13 protein-coding genes are annotated in these 20,153 nt (G+C 61.7%); 8 read left to right on the forward strand and 5 right to left on the reverse strand.

Annotation, left to right across the window (positions count from 1 at the left end):
• Positions 1–13 precede the first annotated feature (13 nt).
• Positions 14–535: a thioesterase family protein gene (locus ACSQ8V_RS18850; RefSeq protein ID WP_436206730.1), complete on the forward strand. Its 522-nt coding sequence runs from the start codon at positions 14–16 to the stop codon at positions 533–535.
• Here the strand turns inward: ACSQ8V_RS18850 and ACSQ8V_RS18855 are convergent.
• Both ACSQ8V_RS18855 and ACSQ8V_RS18860 read right to left on the reverse strand, forming a co-directional pair.
• Positions 451–2,778 carry a heavy metal translocating P-type ATPase gene (locus ACSQ8V_RS18855; protein ID WP_436206731.1) on the reverse strand — a complete coding sequence of 776 codons (2,328 nt, stop codon included), beginning with the start codon at positions 2,776–2,778 and terminating at the stop codon, positions 451–453. The genes ACSQ8V_RS18850 and ACSQ8V_RS18855 overlap by 85 nt on opposite strands.
• Positions 2,779–2,856: 78 nt before the next feature.
• Positions 2,857–3,510 carry an FMN-binding negative transcriptional regulator gene (locus ACSQ8V_RS18860; protein WP_436206732.1) on the reverse strand — a complete coding sequence of 218 codons (654 nt, stop codon included), beginning with the start codon at positions 3,508–3,510 and terminating at the stop codon, positions 2,857–2,859.
• A gap of 272 nt (positions 3,511–3,782) precedes the next feature.
• Here ACSQ8V_RS18860 and ACSQ8V_RS18865 point away from each other — a divergent pair, with 272 nt between their 5' ends.
• From ACSQ8V_RS18865 to ACSQ8V_RS18880, 4 genes are all read left to right on the forward strand, one after another.
• Positions 3,783–5,282 carry a DUF1254 domain-containing protein gene (locus ACSQ8V_RS18865; protein ID WP_436206733.1) on the forward strand — a complete coding sequence of 500 codons (1,500 nt, stop codon included), beginning with the start codon at positions 3,783–3,785 and terminating at the stop codon, positions 5,280–5,282.
• Between the two features lie 1,147 nt (positions 5,283–6,429).
• Positions 6,430–10,164, forward strand: coding sequence for a DUF748 domain-containing protein (locus tag ACSQ8V_RS18870; protein WP_436206734.1), 3,735 nt, complete (start codon positions 6,430–6,432; stop codon positions 10,162–10,164).
• 370 nt (positions 10,165–10,534) lie between these two features.
• The gene (locus ACSQ8V_RS18875) at positions 10,535–11,611 is read left to right on the forward strand and encodes a DedA family protein/thiosulfate sulfurtransferase GlpE (protein WP_436184897.1); all 1,077 of its coding nucleotides are present in this window, start codon (positions 10,535–10,537) and stop codon (positions 11,609–11,611) included.
• Positions 11,612–11,712: 101 nt separating this feature from the next.
• On the forward strand, positions 11,713–13,431 hold the full coding sequence (locus tag ACSQ8V_RS18880) for an FAD-dependent oxidoreductase (protein ID WP_436207959.1): 1,719 nt from the start codon (positions 11,713–11,715) through the stop codon (positions 13,429–13,431).
• On the opposite strand, the gene ACSQ8V_RS18885 is transcribed toward ACSQ8V_RS18880, so the two are convergent.
• On the reverse strand, positions 13,409–14,866 hold the full coding sequence (locus ACSQ8V_RS18885; RefSeq protein WP_436206735.1) for a heavy metal sensor histidine kinase: 1,458 nt from the start codon (positions 14,864–14,866) through the stop codon (positions 13,409–13,411). The genes ACSQ8V_RS18880 and ACSQ8V_RS18885 overlap by 23 nt on opposite strands.
• Complete coding sequence (locus ACSQ8V_RS18890; RefSeq protein WP_436183288.1) at positions 14,863–15,543, reverse strand: heavy metal response regulator transcription factor; 681 nt, start codon at positions 15,541–15,543, stop codon at positions 14,863–14,865. Before ACSQ8V_RS18890 ends, ACSQ8V_RS18885 begins: the two co-directional genes overlap by 4 nt.
• 257 nt (positions 15,544–15,800) lie before the next feature.
• Between ACSQ8V_RS18890 and ACSQ8V_RS18895 the strand changes: the two genes are divergently transcribed.
• From ACSQ8V_RS18895 to ACSQ8V_RS18905, 3 genes are read left to right on the forward strand one after another with little or no spacing between them, the layout of a single operon-like run.
• Complete coding sequence (locus ACSQ8V_RS18895) at positions 15,801–16,418, forward strand: cytochrome b/b6 domain-containing protein (protein WP_436206736.1); 618 nt, start codon at positions 15,801–15,803, stop codon at positions 16,416–16,418.
• A 3-nt stretch (positions 16,419–16,421) separates the two neighbouring features.
• Positions 16,422–17,210, forward strand: coding sequence for a molybdopterin-dependent oxidoreductase (locus tag ACSQ8V_RS18900; RefSeq protein WP_436206737.1), 789 nt, complete (start codon positions 16,422–16,424; stop codon positions 17,208–17,210).
• Positions 17,211–17,245: 35 nt separating this feature from the next.
• The gene (locus ACSQ8V_RS18905) at positions 17,246–17,878 is read left to right on the forward strand and encodes a hypothetical protein (RefSeq protein ID WP_436183291.1); all 633 of its coding nucleotides are present in this window, start codon (positions 17,246–17,248) and stop codon (positions 17,876–17,878) included.
• A gap of 16 nt (positions 17,879–17,894) precedes the next feature.
• Here the strand turns inward: ACSQ8V_RS18905 and ACSQ8V_RS18910 are convergent, their stop codons facing one another.
• Positions 17,895–20,135: a xanthine dehydrogenase family protein molybdopterin-binding subunit gene (locus ACSQ8V_RS18910; RefSeq protein WP_436206738.1), complete on the reverse strand. Its 2,241-nt coding sequence runs from the start codon at positions 20,133–20,135 to the stop codon at positions 17,895–17,897.
• Positions 20,136–20,153: the final 18 nt, after the last annotated feature.

Here is a 20,153-nt window from a genome sequence, read left to right on the forward strand (position 1 = left end):
AGAAGGCATACGAGTGACGCACAATCGAACAATCCATCGCGACACGGTGAGGCCCGAATGGGTCGACTACAACGGCCATCTCCGTGACGCGTTCTACATGCTGATCTTCAGCCTCTCGACCGATGCGTTCATGGACCGCATCGGCCTGGACGATGCCGGCCGCACGTCGCGAGGCCGCTCGCTGTTCACGCTCGAGGCGCATATCAACTATCTGCACGAGATCAAGGAAGGTGCGGCGGTTCGCGTGGAGGCATCGGTGCTTGCATTCGATGCCAAGCGTGTCCACTTGTACATGGAGATGTTCGAAGGCGATGGAACGGAGCCCATCGCGGCGAGCGAACAGATGCTGCTTCACGTCGATACAACCAACGGCGCGAAGTCCGCAGCCTTCGATGCAGATATCGCCGGCCATATCGAAGCAATGTTTCGCGACGCGCCGAAAGAAGCGCGTTATGCCGGCCGCGTGATCGGCTTGCCGTCGGGACCGCGGGCGGCGGTGGCGGCATTGGCATCGGCTGTGACCAAGCCGGCCTGAGCACGCCACGTCCGCAACAGCAACGCGTTCGTCACTACGCTCACGCTTGAGAACGCCATGGCTGCGCCCGCGAGCATCGGATTGAGCAGTCCGAACGCGGCAAGCGGAATGCCGATCAGGTTGTACACGAACGCCCAGAACAGGTTTTGCTGGATCTTGCGATACGTGCGCCGCGCGATATCGATGGCATCGGCTACCAGTGCGGGATCGCCGCGCATCAGCGTGATGCCGGCGGCTTGCATGGCGACGTCGGTGCCGGTCGCCATCGCGATGCCGATATCGGCGGCGGCGAGCGCGGGCGCGTCGTTGATGCCGTCGCCGGCCATCGCTACCGCGCCTTGTGCCGATGCCTTCAGTTCGGCAATCACGCGGGCTTTGTCGGCGGGAAGCATGTGCGCGTGAACCGCATCGGGTGCAATGCCGAGTGACTTTGCGACGCTGGCCGCGCTGCCGGCGTTATCGCCGGTGAGCAGGACGCTTTTGATGCCCATCGCGCTCAGCCGTTCGATAGCTGCGCGTGCGCCGGGTTTCAGCGAGTCGCCGAACGCGAGCAGGGCGAGCACTCGCGGATGCAGCGTGACGCTTGAACGACCCTCTCCGCCGAGTTCCACCAGCCATGACACCGTATTCCCAAGCTGTTCCAATTCCGCCGCCCGCGTAGCCAACCGTTGCGGCGCGACCAATTGCAACTCGTCAAGCCAACGATCACTGGCTATCGCCAGATGACGTTCGCCGACCCGCGCCTCAACGCCGCGTCCCGCCACCGCTTTCGCATCGCTCGCGGCAATGGCTGGAATGCGCTCACCGTCGGCGGCAGCAACAACCGCGCGCGCCAGCGGGTGATCGCTGAGCCGCTGCACGGCCGCCGCCAGCCCCAATGCTTCTGCGCGGTCCAGGCCTTCGTCCGCCTCCAACACCGTCATGGAAGGTTTGCCGACAGTCAGCGTGCCGGTTTTATCGAAGGCCACAATCCTGATCCGATGCGCCATTTCCAGCGCCTGCGGGTCCTTGATCAGCACGCCGTGCCGTGCCGCGACGCCCGTTCCGGCCATAATAGCGGCGGGCGTCGCCAACCCAAGCGCGCACGGACACGCGATCACCAGCACCGCGACCGCGTTCAGCACGGCCGTTTCCACGCCCGCGCCCATCAACAGCCAGCCGACCACCGTCACGATCGCGATCACAAGAATTACTGGCACGAATATTGCCGATACCCGGTCCACCAGCCGCTGAATAGGCGCCTTCTCGGCCTGCGCTGATTCAACCAGCCGGATGATCCGCGCGAGCGTCGTCTCGGAGCCAGTCGCGGTCGTTTCGACAGCGATTACCCCTTCGCCGTTGATCGAACCCGCAGTCACGCGTGCGCCGGTTTCCTTCGCCACGGGCAGGCTTTCGCCGGTAATCAGCGATTCATCCACGTGCGTGCGGCCTTCGCGAATCAGGCCGTCGACCGGCAAGCGCTCACCCGGCCGCACGATCGCCACGTCGCCGTTGCGCACATCCGCCAGCGCGATGTCGCGTTCGTTCCCGGTCGCCGCATCGCGAATCCGCGCGCGTTCGGGGCGCAGCGCGTCGAGTGCGCGAATGGCGTCGGTGGTTTGCCGCTTGGCACGCGCTTCGAGCCATTTGCCGAAGCGCACGAGGGTGATCACCACCGCTGCCGCCTCGAAATAGAGGTGGGCAGACTCGCCGGCATGCGCGAACAGTTCGTACACGCTCAAGCCCCAGGCAGCCGAGGTTCCGAGCGCCACGAGCAGATCCATGTTGCCTTCGCCCGAGCGCGCTGCCTTGAAGCCGCCGACATAAAAGCGCGCGCCCAGCACGAATTGCACGATGCTGGCGAGCGCCAGCGAGACCCAGACGCCAAGATGAAGATCCAGCCCGAGCATGGGCAGCACCAGCGGCAAGGTCAGCAGCGCGGACACGATCACCGCCACGAGTTCACCGGTGTGCGCGGGCGCGGCGACAGGCGCGGCTTCCGGTTCGATAAACGTCGCTTCGTAGCCGGCCTTGGTCACGGCGGCAACGAGTTGCTCGCGCGACACGGAGGTATCGGCGTGGACGGTTGCTTTTTCGGTCGCCAGATTAACCGACACTTGTTCCACGCCCGGCACCTTCGCCAGCGCCTTTTCCACCCGCCGTACGCACGACGCGCACGTCATCCCGCCGATAGCAATTTCAGCGGTAGTTGGCACGGCGGCGGCTGCGGCAGGATCGGTGGTCGGAATAGACGGTGCAGACATGACAACGCTTCCTGGTTCAGTGTGAGCCATTAAATTCAGCTCGATGTAACCAGTATCGACATTCCAATGATTGGAAGGTCAAGGCGTATTTTCAATAGGAGGAGGCGCGTTGAACATGGCGTCGGCGAGCGCTGTCGCGGCGTCTGTTTCGCGCTGGCGCACGCCGTTGATCGCACCGATCCGGTCGGCCGCCACCTTGTTCTGGCTCAGTTTTGCCTTGCCGACGAGCCGAGTGACCTCGATTTCGATTCCGACAATGGCTTGCAGCATGGTCTGGATGAAATCCGGCGGCGCGTCGCCCATTTTCCACGGCGCTGCTTCGCCGGCTTCCATTTTCCGGGTGAGGCGCGCGACCACGCCGCGCACGAAAGTCTCGTCGTCGCGGATCGTGATCCGGCCATGCGCGTGCACGACCAGATAGTTATAAGTTGGCACCTGCCGATGTGTTTCCTGCTTGCTCGGATAAAAAGTCGGCGATATATAACCCGACGCGCCCTGGAAAATAATCAGTGTGTCAGAACCGCTTTCAATTTCCTGACAAATAGGATTTGCCCGTGCCACATGTGCGCGCAAAATGCCGTGTTCGCCCTGACTTGCGTCGAACTCGAATGGCACGTGATTCGCATCGAGACCATTTGCGCCATGTGTGACAAGGGCGGCAAGCGGATTGTCAGCCATCAGCCGATGTAAAACCTCGGGGCGTTTTTCTTCGAAGTAGGGGGGCAGGTACATCGGCGGCTCGTGGGCGAATTAGAAAGAACTGGCTAAAAAAACCGAAAAAAATCATGTTACGCGATGCAGGTGCCGGTCGAAACTTTTCTGAAACCCGGCGAAGGCGTTCAAGGGGCGTTACGCGCTCCTTGCCTATCGTCATTGGATAAGATAAAAACCGTTTTCAAGATAGATTAAGCGCCGCGACGCGGATTTGCAGAAGACCGGGAGGCGAGGACCGGTCCGCGCACTCGACGAACGAAGTGAAAGCCTTAAATAGATCCTTAAATTGAATGAAAAATAATCGACGCTGGGCAATTTCGTTGTACACGGCGCTATGGGTGGCCGCTGGTTTGAGCAGTTTGGCAGTATTGGGCGGGTGCGCGACGCAGGCGCCTGTTGTGACCAGCGGGGATGGCTGGCGCAAGGATCAGGTGGCAGACGCTTATGTGTTTGGATATCCGCTGGTGGTGTCGGATATTGCACGGGAGAAAGCCACGGGCGGCGATGCGTCGCAGCCCGGCCAGACGCCCGTGAATACGTTGCGGCATGCCACGGCGTTGCCGCCGGTCGGCGCGTCGGGGCGGCCGAGCGTGGATACGCTTGAATCAACCGCATGGCTGGATGTCTCCAGTGGACCCGTGCTGGTTTCGCTTCCCAATACACCGAATATGCCGCGCGGCCGTTATTACGACGCTCGCGCCTTCGATGCCTGGACCAACGTGATCTATTCCAGCATCCCTCGCGGGCCGGATCGGGCCGTGCCGGTGAAAAAGCTGAGTGGGAAGGCGGCGCGGGCGGCCAGACTGGCCGCGGAGCAAGCCAATGTGCTTGCGTTTGTGCCCGTGGGATATACGGGAACGCTTCCTGACGGCGTGACGCGGGTTGAAACGCCGACCCGCTACGTGTGGCTTTCTCTTCGTGTGCGCGTGAATGGCCAGCGCGACGTGCGTGAGGCGCGCAAGTTGCAGACGGCGATGAGCATTGAAGCGCCTTCCGCCGATAAAACCAGTGCCGCGACAGCCGGCAGTGCCTGGCCGAACGTGACGGCCAGCACGCCGACGGTGGTGACGGGCGCGGGTGGCGACAAAGCTGATTCGCTCGATGCCACCGCGTTTTTCACGCGTCTGGCGAAGGCGATGCAGGACAATCCACCGGCGCCGAATGATCCGCACGCCGTTAGTTTGCTGGGTGATCTTGGCGTGAAGGCGGGCGAGCCGGTGCAGTTCCGTCCTGCGGATGCGGGTTTGCTGGCGACGGGTCTAGCCGATGGCCGTACGCGGGTGGACACGGTGCCGTCGAATGCGATCAGCCGTAACGGCTGGGTTTGGTTCGGCGATGGCGCGGGCAGTTACGACACCGATTACACGTTGCGCGCGTTCCTGGCGCGGCGTCAGCCGGGTACTGGCACGAAGGACGATGAGGTGAAGCCGGTTGCGTTTTCCGACAGCGACGGCCACGCGCTGAACGGTGCGAATGAGTATGTGTTGCACTTTGCGCCGAACCAGTTGCCGCCGGTGCGGGGGTTCTGGACGTTGACGGCGTATACGAAGGATGGTGCGTTGATCGACGACAAGTCGTTGCGGCTTTCGCTGAATGATCGTGACCGGTTGAGGAAGAACCGTGATGGTTCCGTCGATATTTCCGTTTCGGCTGCGGCGCCTGCGAAGGCGCGTGCGTCGAATTGGGTGCCGGTGCCGGATGGCGATTTTCAGTTGATGTTCCGATTGTATGCGCCGAAGCCCGAAGCAACGAACGGGACGTGGGCGCCACCGGCGATTGAGCGGCAATAATTTTTGGTTTTTCACTCGCACCGGAAAAGGGGGCTGGCGCGGGTGGTCCGGGGTTGGGGTGAGGGTTGGTGTTAGCGGTCGGGGTCTATGCCGGGTTGGTGCTTTCGGCCTTAGTGGTCTGCGAGAGTCGGATTTTCTCTTTATCACTATTAGCCACTGTGCGTGGCGGCACGTCATTTCTTTGTCCAAAGCGACAAAGAAACGAAGCAAAGAAAACGCTTTAACCGCTCTACCCTAAGTGTCCACAGCGTGCAGTTTTCATTCATAGGTGCCCCAAAAGCACGGTGCTCGCCAGAGCGGAGGATGTGTGAAACCCTCCTTCTCCGAACACCGATACCCACACGCTTCGCCACCAGTGATTGAACCTGCCCAAGGAGCACCCCGCGCTATCCGCGGACGACCAACCACCAAATGTGCACGCGCCTCGAACCACGTCGCCAACCCTGCTGGAAACGAGGTCGCGAAAATGCGTGAGTCCGTAGTCGGCGAAAATAAGCGCCTGGTCCACGCAGTTAACCCGCGAAGAAATGAAGTACCAATACGGAAGTACCAATACGCGAGATGCCGTTGCTGGCGGAAACAACTGTTCAGACCACGTAACCAACGCACCAAAAAACGAAACCGAAAAGACGCGTGAGGCCGTGGTGGTTCCTTAGCAATGGTGCTTGCCCGAGAGCGTACGGGGCGAAGCGTGTTCGTGTCAGGATTCGCGAGAAGGAGGGTTTCAAACATCCTTCGCTCTGGCGAGCACCGTGCTTTTGGGGCACCCATGAATGAAAACTGCACGCTGTGGACACTTAGGGTAGCGTGGTTTGAAAGCGTTTTCTTTGCTTCGTTTCTTTGTCGCTTTGGACAAAGAAATGACGTGCCGCCACGCACAGTGGCTAATAGTGATAAAGAGAAAATCCGACTCTCGCAGACCACTAACACTGAAAGCACCACCCCGGCATTGACCCAGAACCGCTAACCCCAGAACCGACCACCCCAGCACGACCCTGACCACCAACCCCACCCTCCAAAACCCCGAGTGCGAACGAACAACCCTTGGGGTTCAATTTGCCAGCGCAGCGTCGTATACTCACTCCTCCTGTATCCCAAGGCTGCGCGTGGCTTGTGCCGGCGCGCGCAACCGCGCTACGAGGCACGCATGGCAAGCCTGAACAAGACTTCCCTGACATCCGCCGGGCGTAACCTGATCAAAGGCGCAAACTCGATTGCGCAAGCCCGACGCACCCGGCGCATCGTGATCGGGCTCCTGCTCGCTGTCATCGTAATCGGGCTGCTCGGCTTTTTCGCCGTCCCACCCCTCCTTCGACATATCGCGGAACAACAACTCTCCGCGCAACTCGATCGCCCAGCCAGCATCGAACGAATCGCGCTTAATCCCTACACGCTCAGCCTCGAAGCCGATCGCGTCCATATAGGCGAAGCGCCCGCAAACCTGAGCGCAGGCACCAAAAGCGGCGATTTTGTCGATATAGAACGCCTGATCGTGCGCCCTTCATGGTCGTCGCTATTCCGCCTCGCGCCGATCATCAACGAACTCAAGATCGATTCCCCACGCTTTCACATAGTGCGATTCGACGCGCAACGTTTCAATTTCTCCGATCTCATCGAAAAATTCTCGAAACCATCGGCTAATCCGTCCACTCAACCGGCGCGATTCTCCGTATCGAATATTCGCGTGGAAAATGGCCGCATCGATTTCGATGACCGCCTGCTTAAAACGCACCACATAATCGATCGCTGGTCGATCGGGATTCCATTCATCGCCAATCTCAAATCCACTACCGAATTGTTCGTGACGCCGTCGCTGCAGGCGCGCATCGATGGTTCGCCGTTATCCATCACCGGGCGCACAAAGCCGTTTGCCGAGTCGCGCGAGTCGGAGATCGCCCTGCAACTCGATGGCCTCGACCTGCCGCAAATGCTGTCGTACGCGCCGGTCGCGCTGCCGGTCGCGGTCAAGAGCGGACGCTTGTCGACGAACCTCGATGTGAGCTTCGCCCTCAGCGCCGACACCCCCGTGGTTCGCATCAAAGGCACGGCGGATCTCGCGGATCTGGCCGTGACGGACAAGCAGGACACGCCGTTGTTCGCCGCGCAAACGTTGCATGTGAATGCCGAAAACCTGGAACCGTTGCGCAATGTGTATCAACTGGATGAAGTGCGGTTGATGCAGCCGGACGTAAAACTCTCCCGCGATAAAACCGGCGCCTTCAACTTCCAAAAACTGAGCGCATCAACACCCGCTTCTCAGCCGGCCGCCCAGCCCGCTTCCACGCCCGCCAGCGATGCCAAACCCGCCGACACCGCGGCGCAACCGCTCGACCTCGCGATCAAGCATCTGGCGATCGATCAGGGCCATATCGTCTTCGATGACCGCCTGATGGCGCAACCCGCCACGCTCGGACTGTCGGACCTGAACGTGACGCTCGACGATTTCTCCACGCTCGGCAAACCCCCGGCGCGCTATACGCTGAAGACGGCCTTCGATCACGGCGGCGGGCTCGACGCATCAGGTAGTTTTACGCTGCCGGGCAAGAACGCCGACGCGAAACTCGCGCTGAGCGACTTGCCGCTCGCGCCGTTGCAACCCTATGTGGCGAACGCGGTGGCGGCCCGCATTACCGATGGTTCGCTCGGCGCAAATCTGCCGCTGCAAGTGGACTGGTCGAAGCCCGAACCGTCCATTCAGGTTGGCGCCGGCGATGTCACGCTCAAGTCGCTGAAGCTCGTGCCGCAGTTGAACACCGCAGCGAATGCCGCGCCGGTCACGCTGGCGTCGGCGCAAGCGAAGATCCAGAAGATCGACGTCGCGGCGCGCACGGCAGCGCTGGACAGCGTCGTGCTGAACGGCCTTTCCATCGATGCAAAACGCCTGAAGGACGGCAGTATCGATCTCGCCGCGCTCGCCGGTCCGCACGAAACGGCGCCGGAAGCCAGCGCGACGCACAAGGTTGAAAAGGCGAATGAGGCGGGGCCGGCGTGGCGTTATCAAATCGCGCAAGTGTCGCTCAACGACAGCACCGCTGACTTCACCGACGAATCCACGCCGCGCCCGGTGAAACTCCACATTGCGCCGTTGCAGTTGGGCGTCAAACAGGTCACCGACGACCTGACGAAACCGCTCGCCATCGACGGCAAGCTGACGATGAACGGCAAAGGCGCGCTGGCCGTGGCCGGCACGCTGACCGCGAAACCGCTGAGCCTCGCGCTGCACGTTGACGCCAACCAACTCGACGCATCGGCATTCGAGCCGTACTTCGGCGGCAACCTGAACGCGACGGTCTCGAGCGCGCTGCTGAGCGCAAACGGCGACGCGTCGTTCTCAGGCGCGGGGCGCGCGTTGAAGGCCGGTTACAAGGGCGATGTGTCCTTGTCGAATGTGCGGCTGATCGACCGGGCGAATTCGGACCAACTGGCCGGCTGGAAGCTGCTCGGCCTGACAAAACTGAATGCCCGCTACGACGAACGTGGCGCCGACGTCGAGGCCGCGCGGGTGACGTTCGCGAACTTCTACGGCCGCGTGCTGCTCGACGCGCAAGGCAAGCTCAATCTCAGCGATATCGTCGCACAGGACAAAGGCGCGGCCACCACGCAAGCCGCCGCTGTGACGGCGGCTTCAGCACCGGCAGCGGCTCCCGCTCCCGCAGCGCCGAAACCTGCGCCGAAAACCGCGTCGTCATCGGCGAATCTGCGCTTTGGCCAACTCGTGCTGCAAAACGGCCGCGTGACCTACACCGATAACTTCATCAAGCCGAATTTCACCGCGAACCTGGTCTCGATCACCGGCACTATCGGCGCATTCGGTACGCACTCGACCACGCCCGCGCCGGTCGATGTCGCCGCGAAACTGTCCGCGAACGGCCCGGTATCGATCAAGGGTGTCGTGAATCCGCTGATCGCGAAACCGTCGCTGGATCTGACCGCGAGCGCGCACGATGTCGAATTACCGAATATCTCGCCGTATTCGGCAAAATATGCGGGTTATCCGATCACGAAGGGCAAGCTCAACGTCGATCTTCACTACACGCTCGCCGACGAAAAGCTCACCGCGAACAACCATCTTTTCATCGATCAACTCACGTTCGGCGATCACGTCGACAACACGACCGCGACCAAACTGCCGGTGCGGCTCGCGGTATCGCTGCTGAAGAATTCGAAAGGCGAGATCGACGTCGACATCCCCGTTTCCGGCTCGCTGTCGGACCCGCAATTCTCGATCGGCGCGTTGGTGTGGACGGCAATCCTTCATCTTGTCGAGCGCGCGGTGACCGCGCCGTTCTCGTTGCTGGCGAATGCGTTCGGCGGCAAGAACCCCGAGGAACTCGGTTACGTGGAATTCGATCCGGGTTCGGCCACGCTCAGCGACGCGGCGAATGAAAAACTCGACACCATCGCGAAAGCGCTGGCGGACAAACCGTCGATCACGCTGGAGATATCGGCGCGGGTGGACCCGGCGCTGGACGAACCCGGGTTGCGCGCGGCCTATGTTGACCGGCAGGTGCGGCTGGCGAAGATGAAGGACGCGAGCGAGGACAATCCGAACATCAATCCGTCGACCATCCCCATTTCCGCCGATGAATACAGCAAATTCCTCACGAAAGCGTATAAAAGCGCGGACTTCAAGAAACCGCGCAACCTGATCGGCATGACGAAGAGCGTGCCCGACGCGGACATGAAAGCCGCGCTCGCGGAGCACGCGCCGGTGGACGAGGGCGCGCTCGGCGCGCTTGCGCAGCGGCGCGCGTCGGTGGTGAAGCAATATTTCGAAGGCAAGATCGACAGCAAGCGGATCTTCATCGTCGCCCCGCACCTCAACGCGGATGGCATCAAGGACAAGGGTGCGCCCACGCGGGTAGACTTCGGGCTGAAGTGACCACGAAGCGACAAAGCGAAAACAAGCGGCTTCTGGCACGCGTTTTAGACGGTGCGCGCAGAAGAACCGGGTCCTGGGAAAGGCCACGACCATCGGCATTCTCGCCAATCCGCGCTACACTCATTTCATGAATGCGGCGGCGCATCGCGGCGCGCATGACAGGAACGCGGAGCGGCCAAGAACAGCCGGGCGTTGCGCGGAGCGGCTCGCAGCCCGGCGTAGCTTCCAACTGCGTTCCCGGACTCATTGCGCTTCATCGCAAGGCCGTCAAACGAGCCGTATAAAGTAAGCGCTTCGCGCGAAGCGCCCACGGCGTTCAGGCTTTCCACACCCGAATCCAGCGCTGCACAACCTGCAGGAGAATCCCATGCTGTTGCATGATCTGGCTGACCGGTATGGTCCGGCAATCGTCTTTTTCAACGTCATGGGCGCGGCGCTCGGCCTGCCCGTTCCCGCCATGCCTACATTGATCGTGGTCGGTGCGTCGGTGGCCATGATGGGCTTCAACGGCCAGGCCTTGTGGCCCCATCTCGCGCTGATGCTCGGCATTGCCGTGGTCGGCGGCGTTCTGGGCGATCTCGTCTGGTTCCAGGGCGGCCGCCGCTACGGCGACCGCACGCTCAAGACCATCTGTAAGCTGTCCTTGTCGCGCGATACCTGCGTGAAAAAAACCGAGCGTTTTTTTGGCCGCTGGGGCGTGCGCGTGCTGCTTGTCGCGAAATTCATTCCGGGTTTGTCGCTGGTTTCGGTGCCGCTCGCCGGTGCAATGGGCGTGCGCACGCGCTCGTTCATCGCGCATGACGGTGTGGGCGTGGCGTTATGGGCCGCGGTAGGACTCGCGGTGGGCGTGATCTTCGCGGCCGAGCTCGACATGGTGTTCGCCATGATCGCGCGGCTCGGAAGGCAAGCGCTGCTGGTCGTGGCGGTCGCACTGGCCTGTTACGTGGCCTACCGCTACTGGCGCCGGAAGATGCTGATGAAGACGCTGGAAACGGCACGCATCACCGTCGATGAACTGTATGCGCTGATGGAGAACCAGCCGCTGCCCGCTATCTTCGATATCCGTTCCGCCGAGAAACGCGTGCTTGATCCCTTCGTGATTCCAGGCTCCGTTTTCGCCGATGAACGCGAACTGCAGAAGATCGTGGAAAGTTACCAGCCGGATCAGAAGATCATCATTTACTGCTCGTGTCCGAACGAGGTATCGGCGGCGTGGATGGCCAAGGCACTCCGCACTGCCGGTTTCAAGGACGTCGTGCCGCTGACCGGCGGACTCGACGCCTGGCGTCTCGCCGGTCTCGACCTCAAGCCGCTCACCGACTTCGGCGGCGCGCGCGAGGACCTGGGCGAGATGGCCGCCATGTGCCCGTGGCCTGCGAAAGCGCCGTCCGCCGACAAAGGCGCGTTGCATGACGCCGTCTACCTGCATGGAGATCGCCACGCATGAGTACTACGCCCGAAGGGATCAACGAAGCGCCTGACCACGGCCACGGTCACGCGGAATGGCGTGACGGTGAGCAGCCTGTGTCGGAAGATCTCAACGCGATCATGAACGACACGATCAGCATGGCGCCGACGGAAGCCGCGGCCGACGCCCCGTTCTCGCCGCTCCAAAGCCGCAAGCACCAGATGTACCCGTATCTCACGGTCGAGGAAATCGACCGCATGCGGCGCTTCGGCAACGTGCAGTACTGGCGCGCGGGCGAACTCATGTTCGAAGTCGGCGTGCCCGGCCCGGGCATGTTCGTGCTGTTGAACGGCCGGGTGCGGATTACGCGGCGCGACGGACTGGGCCACGTGCATCTGGTGACCGAGGCGGAGCCCGGGCAATACCTGGCGGAAGTCGCCCAGTTGTCAGGCAAGCCCGCGTTGGTCGATGGTCACGCGATAGAAGACGTCGAAGCCATCCTGATCGTGCCCGAGCGGCTGCGCGCGCTGCTGGTGGCGGAAGCGGAACTCGGCGAACGGATCATGCGCTCGCTGATCCTGCGTCGCGTCGGGTTGATCGAAAAGGGCAGCGGGCCGATTCTCGTAGGCCAGTCGGACGATGGACGGCTGGTATCGCTGCAAGGCTTTTTGAGCCGCAACGGTTATCCGCATACCGTGATCGACGCGTGCACCGATCCCGAGGCCATTGCGTTGCTCGAACGGATCTCGACATCGAAGGCGGATTTCCCGCTTGTCATTTGTCCCGACGGCACGGTGATGCGCGCGCCCGACGAAAACCAGCTCGCGTCGCAACTCGGCTGGCTGCCGGAGTTCGATCCGGCGCATATCTACGATGTCGCGGTCGTCGGCGCCGGGCCGGCCGGATTGGCGACGGCCGTGTATGCGGCGTCCGAGGGGTTGTCGGTGGCGGTATTCGATTGCCGCGCGCCCGGCGGCCAGGCCGGCGCAAGTTCACGGATCGAAAACTATCTCGGCTTTCCGACCGGCATTTCCGGTCAGGCATTGGCCGGGCGCGCGTTCGTGCAGGCGCAGAAGTTCGGTGCGCACATCGCCATTCCGACCGAGATCAAGTCGCTTCACTGCGACTGCATGCCGATCCAGATCGAGCTGATGAACGGGCAGCGCGTGAGCTCGCATACGATCGTGATCGCGACGGGCGCGGCTTATCGGCGGCCGGATATTGTCGGGCTCGAAAAGTTCGAAGGGCATGGCACGTATTACTGGGCATCGCCGGTCGAAGGGAAGCTCTGCAAGGGCTCGGAAGTCGTGCTGGTGGGCGGTGGCAATTCGGCCGGACAAGCGGTGGTGTATCTCGCCTCGCACGCGGCGCGGGTGCATCTGCTGATCCGCGGACCGGGGCTGGAACTCAGCATGTCGAAGTACCTGATCGACCGGATCGCGGCATTGCCGAACGTGACGGTGCATACACGCACGCAGATCGAGTCGCTGGAAGGCGATGGCCGGACGCTCGCCGCCGTGCATTGCAAGACGCCTGACGGTCCGCTCACGCTCGACGCGCGGCATCTGTTCCTCTTCACCGGCGCCAACCCGAACACGGCGTGGCTGCGCGGCTGCAATGTCAACACCGACGGCAAGGGTTTCGTGCTGACAGGACCTGCTGCCCATGCCGGCCACGCGGACGGCTCGACCTCGCTGGAAACCAGCGTGCCGGGCGTGTTTGCCATTGGCGATGTGCGCTCGGCGTCGACCAAACGAGTGGCGGCGGCGGTGGGCGAGGGCGCGGCGGTCGTATCGCAGATTCACGGCCTGCTGGCCGAACGTCAGGAACTGGCGCTCAAGGCTGGCGCGGTGGCGTAGGTGCGGCTAAATGTGCCGGGGCTGGATGCGGCGGGGCGGCGAACCGGAGCGTGAATTCGATCCAGCCGTCCGCCGAACAACTCACCGACGCCGAGCCGCCGTGCAGCCGCATGATCGCCTGCACAATGGAAAGCCCCAAGCCGCTCGATTCCGTGAACTCGCTGCGGGCTGTATCGCCGCGATAAAAACGGTCGAACAGGCGCGCGAGATCGTCGGGCGCGACGGGCATGCCCTGATTGCCGATCACGATAATCGCCCCGTGCTGCGTGTCCTCTCTGCCGGTCAGCCGGATCGTGGTGCCGGCTTCGGCATAGCGCACCGCGTTGACTACCACGTTGCTGATCGCGCGGCGGGACATGATCGCGTTGGCGCGCATCTCGCCTTCGGCATGCACTTCGAAGCTGAGATCGCGTTCGTCGGCGAGTCCTTCGAAGTACGTCGCAATGGTTTCCAGTTGCTCGCAAATATTCAGCGGCGTGCGCTCTATGTCCTGCCGCTCGTGATCCGCCTGTGCGAGAAACAGGATGTTCTGCGCAATGCGTCCAAGCCGCTCCAGCTCCTCCAGATTCGACTCCAGCACGCTCTTGTATTCGCTCTCGTTGCGCGTATGCGCGAGCGTAACCTGCGTCTGTCCGATCAGTACGCCGATAGGCGTGCGTACCTCATGCGCCAGATCCGCGGAGAACTGCAGCAGCCGTTCATAACCGGTCGCCAGGCGGTCGAGCATGGCGTTGAACGACATCGCGAGGCTTTGCAGTTCGGTCGGCGTGTTTTCTATATCGAGTCGCGCGGACAAGGTGTCGGGCGTGATTCCGGCGACCCTGTCGGCCATTTTTCGCAGTGGCGCAAGACCACGGCTTGATACCCACCAGGCGAGCAGCGCGGTGATCAGCACCGCGCTGACCACGTTGATCCAGACCCGCACGAGATATGTCGAGAGAACCCGCGCTTCCTGGGTCATCACGTGCGCCGCGATGATCTCGATGACTTCGCCGCTGTCGCCGACCTGGGCTTGCGCTGCAACCCAGCGCATGCGCACACCGTCCCGGCGCGTTCCTTCATAGAGCGCGTCGAGATTAACGGCGCGTTGCACGGGCACCGGGACGAGCGGCGGCAACGGCATGTTTTCCGGGTTCACGCTGATGAACGGCGCGAGGCCGGGGCGCTGGAAAATAATCACGTCCTGACTGTCGCCGAGCATGGTTTCGAACAGCTTGGGCCGCGCTTCGATTTCCTTGATGGTGTAGAGATCGTGCAGCAGCGAGCGAAAGTGTTCGACCCGACCGATCAACTGGTAATCGGCGCGCGTGGACAGCGTAGCGCTGGTCGCATGATACAGCGACCCTCCGACCATGCTGACCACCACGCACACGATCAGCGCGAACAGGCAGGTGATCCGGACGACCAGCGAACGCGAACGCCATAGCGGACTCAATGCGAATCCCCGGATGCACCGAACGAATAACCGATGCTGCGCACCGTGTGGATCAGCTTGATATCGAAGGGTTGATCGAGCTTCGCGCGCAGGCGTTTGATGGCGACATCGACTACGTTGGTATCGCTGTCGAAATTCATGTCCCACACTTCCGATGCAATCAAGGTCCGCGACAACGCTTCGCCCTGCCGCTTGCAGAAGAGGTGGAGCAACGCGAATTCCTTGTTCGTCAACGCGATGTCCATGCCTTGGCGCGTCACGCGTCGGCGCAGGACATCGACGTGAAGATCCGCGACCTGGAATACATCCGACTCACGTACTACGCCGCGCCGCAGCAACGTACGGATGCGCAGCACGAGTTCGGTGAACGAGAAGGGTTTGACAAGGTAATCGTCCGCGCCCAGTTCGAGGCCGTGAATACGGTCCCGGACATGATCGCGCGCGGTCAGGAAGATGACTGGCAGGTCGCGCTTCGCGCGCAACGCCTGCATGATCTGCCATCCGTCCAGGCCGGGCAGCATCACATCCAGCACGATCAGCTCGTACGGATGGGCCAGCGCCTGATGCAAGCCATCAGCGCCATTGCGGATCAGGTCGACCTGATACCCGGACTCGGTGAGTCCCTTCTTCAGATAGTCGCCGGTCTTGCGGTCGTCTTCTATAACCAGGATGGTCATGCTGCGGGCGCTTCGCTTTGCGTGAGGGTTTGCGTGAGAAACAAGGCCCATTCTATCCACCTGCCACGACGCGCGGAAAAGATGACAAAAAAGTCATTAACGCGTCATGCGCAGATCAGCGTGCGGTCGCTAAGATGCAATCCAGACGAGGCCGCGCGCGTAGCACCGTGCAACGCGGCCATGTGTCCATCAAGACCCCTGAATCCTCGAGCTACAGCATCTCGCTCCCTGTTCGATCCATCCACCACGAGACGAGCTTGAACCCATCTTCGACTCAACTTCCGGCTCATGCCATCACCCAGCCCGGCTGGGTTCGCATTACGCACTGGATCAATGCGCTGGCGGTCGTGGTGATGGTGACGAGCGGCTGGCAGGTCTATAACGCCTCGCCGATTTTTCGTTCGTTCGTTTTCCCGCCGAGCATCACGTTGGGCGGATGGCTGGGCGGCGCGCTGCTGTGGCATTTCGCGGCCATGTGGGTGCTGGTCGCGAACTTCCTGGTGTACGTGGGGATGAACATCATCTCCGGACGATTCCGCCGCAAGCTGTTTCCGCTCAGCATCAAAAGCCTGTTTGGCGATCTGCGCGCCGCGCTGACCGGCAAGCTCAAACATGACGATCTCACGCACTACAACGCCGTGCAGAAGGCTGCGTATCTGGCGGTGATCGTGGACATTGTGGTCGTCATTTTGTCGGGCCTGGCGGTCTGGAAGTCGGTGCAATTCCCGTGGCTGCGCGATCTCATGGGCGGTTACGACAACGCCCGCGTGGTCCACTTCTTCGCGATGAGTTTCCTGGTGGCATTTTTCGTGTTGCACGTGGTGATGGTCGCGCTCGTTCCACGCTCGTTGTTGCTGATGATCCGGGGCCGCTGAACCATGCTGAACAGAAAGAGCGAACTGATTGCCGCGAACGCGAAGCTCGATGTCGACAACATCCTCAAAGACGCGCGCAACGAATTGAAGGCGCCGGCACGGCGTCTTTTCGGCAAGCGAATTCTGTCGCTTGGCGGTCTCATGCTGCTGTCGGGGTGCAATATTTCCGACGATAAATCCGTCAACACCGTGCTGCGGACCATGTCGCGTTTCAACGACGAAGCGCAAGCTTTCCTCTTCGATCCGAACAAGCTCGCGCCGACCTATCCCGAGTCGATGATCACGCGGCCGTTCCCGTTCAACGCGTTCTATGACATCGACGATGTACCGCTCGTCGATGCAGCTACGTACAAGCTGCCGGTCGGTGGACTGGTGAAGGGCAAGAACGTCTGGACGCTTGAAGAACTGCGTGCGTTGCCGCAGGAAAGCCAGGTGACGCGGCACATCTGCATTGAAGGATGGAGTGCGATCGGCAAGTGGGGCGGTGTGCGTTTCTCCGACTTCCTCAAGCGTTCCGGCGCCGACACCACGGCCAAATACGTCGCGTTCCATTGCGCGGATAACTATTCAACCAGCATCGACATGCCCACGGCGCTGCACGCCCAGACGCTCCTGACGCTGACGTACGACGGGCAGGTCTTGCCGCCGAAATACGGCTTCCCGATGAAGCTGCGCATGCCGACGAAGCTTGGCTACAAGAACCCGAAGCACATCGTCTCGATTACCGTGACGAACGAATATCCCGGTGGTTACTGGGAGAACCAGGGTTACAACTGGTTCGGTGGTGCCTGAATTTTCTCGCGTCAAATACTAAAACTGGAGCCTCCATGTCAATTTCCTCATCCACATCATTGCGTTTGAAACTCGGTGTATCGGTTGCCGCGCTCGCGTTTGCCAGCGTTGCGTTTGCTCAGGCGCCGGCGGCTAAACCAGCGCGTATTCGTGGCGATATCGTCTCATTGTCCGGCGATACGCTGACTGTGCATCGTCGCAGCGGCGACACCGTGACCATCGACATGAAGCAGGACACGCCGGTCACGGCCGTGAAGAACATCAAGCTCTCCGACATCAAGACCGGCTCGTTTATCGGCACGGCCGCAACCACCGGTACCGACGGCAAGATGACGGCGACCGAAGTGCTGGTGTTCCCGGAAGCGGCACGCGGATCGGGTGAAGGCCACTATGCGTGGGACCTTTCGCCGAACAGCACGATGACGAATGCAAACGTCGATCAAATCGTGACGGGCACGAGCGGACGTGATCTGAAGCTCTCGTACAAGGGCGGCAGCAACACGGTGACGGTACCGGACGGCGTGCCGGTGGTGACGTTCGCGCCAGCCGCGCGCACGGACCTGGTCGCCGGCAAGAAGGTGTTTATCGTGGCGTCGCCGGTGAGCGGTACCGAGTTTGCAGCTTCGCGCGTAGTGGTTGAGAAGGATGGCGTCGCGCCGCCGATGTAATGAGGCGCTAAGGCGTTTATGCGGATCCGGGCGCTGCTAACAGGTCCTCAATCCGCACAGGGAGATTACGCACGCGTATGCCCGTCGCGTGATACACGGCATTCGTAATGGCAGGCGCAATGCCTGCCATGCCGATCTCTCCGATCCCGCGCGCGCCGAGCGGATTCAGCGCGAAATCCGGATAGTCCAGGAACGTCACGTCCATCTTTGGCGAGTCGGCATGCGTCGTCATCACGTAGTCGGCGAGGTTACGGTTCAGCGGCGCGCCGGAACGCGAGTCGTAGTGCGTCTCCTCGAAAAGCGCCATGCCGACGCCCATCACGATCGCCCCTTCGATCTGGTTCAGACCCGTGCGCGCGTTAATGATCTTGCCGCCATCGATCACGCTCACGACCCGGCTCACGCGTAACCGTGCAGTTTCCGGCTGCCACGTGACCTCGATAAAGTGCGCGCAATATGAGTGAATCGACACTTTGTCCGCATCGGCATCTGACTGGCTCGAACCGGAACGACCTCTGCCTATCAGGATGCTGACCTGCGCAGGCGCCAGGATTCGTTCGAACGGCACGCCCGCTCCGGGCGAGGTCCCTTTGCGATAGACCATGCCTTGTTCGAAACCCAGCGCGTCCACCGGCTGCCCTTTGAACGGCGAGTTGTCCGCCTCGGCAGCAGTCGCGAGAAGCTGCTGGACGACCGCCTGGGTGGCCTGCGTCACGGCGGGAACCAGCGACGCGGTCACCATCGAGCCACCGGACAACGGTCCTGGCGGCAAACGGGTATCGCCGATCACCACGGAAATCTTGTTGAGCGCGATACCCGTCAGATTGGCGACCATCTGGGCCAAAACGGTGTAGGTGCCCGTGCCGATGTCCTGCGTCGCCGTCGACACGCGAGCGGTCCCATCGCCATGCAGTTCGACGATCGCCTCCGCAGGCAATCGCCTCGCCGCCCACGACCCCGCTGCCATGCCCCATCCGAGCACCAGGCCGTCACGGCGCATTGAACCGACTGCCGCGGTGCGGTTCGACCAGCCGAACTTATCGGCGCCGAGCGTCAGGCACTCCTTAAGATGCCGCGACGAGAACGGCACATTCCGGCTCTCGTCCATCGTGGGCTCGTTGATCAGCCGCAAGTGGAGCGGATCGACGTTGAGCTTGATGGCGAGTTCGTCGACGGCCGACTCGATTGCGAACAGGCCCGGAACCGCGCCGGGGCCGCGCATTGACGTGCTGGGCGCGATGTCCCGGCGTGCAAAGGCGGCAGTCACGCGCAGGTTAGGCGAGCTGTACAGATAGCCCGTTGTCTCGCCGCAGTTCTCTTTACGTGTTTCCCGGCGAGCCGTCTGATAGATATAGTCTTGCTGGAACGAGGTGAAATGCCCATCGGGAGTGGTCGACAAACGCATGCGCTGCTGTGTGCTGGTACGGTGGCCTACGTTGTGAAACATCATCTCGCGGGTTACCACCAGCTTGACCGGGCGCTGCAGATTGCGCGCCGCAGCGCCTGCGAGCAATGAGTGCGACCACGGAAACAGTTTGCCGCCGAACCCGGAGCCAAGGTATTTCATGATGACGCGCACCTGATCTTCCGACACGCCGAGCATCAGCGCCATGACTTGCCGCTGGTTCACAATCGACTGCGATGTTTCGTAGAACGTATAATTTGTGCCGTCGAATGCGACAACGGTCGCGTGCAGTTCGATCGGGTTATGCGTTTCGATCGGCGTGGTGTAGGTCTGATCGAGCTTGAGCGCATTGGGCGCATTGGCGAAAGCGGTGTCAACGTCGCCTCGTTGTGTATCGACCGAAGGCGTGTTTTCCGCCGACATCTCCGTGCGCACATCGGGTGGGTTCGTCGAATAGCTTACCTTCACCGCACCGGACGCCGCGGTTGCCTGCTCGAAGGTATCGGCCACCACCACGGCAATGTACTGGCCGTAGTAGTAGATGTTGTCATCCTCGAACGGCGGGCGTTTCTCATCGATTCTCGCATCAGAGGCGAAGCCGATACGATAGAACTTGCCGATATTCTCGCGTGTGAAGACCGCTTTCACGCCGGGCATTTTCGCGGCCGCAGCGGTGTCGAGCCGCGTCACGCGTCCCTTGCCGATCGTCGCGCAAACGGGCACCGCGTAGAGCATCCCGGGCAAGGTGAAATCCGACGTGTACGTCGCGAGGCCGCTTACCTTGAGCGGGCCATCAATTCTTTGGAAGTCACCGCCAATAAATGGCTGCGCTTTCTTCGTAGCTAATTGCATTGTCTTCTCCGCGACGCG

Source organism: Caballeronia sp. LjRoot31, from assembly GCF_964253885.1.
In the GTDB taxonomy this organism is placed as follows: Bacteria; Pseudomonadota; Gammaproteobacteria; order Burkholderiales; family Burkholderiaceae; genus Caballeronia.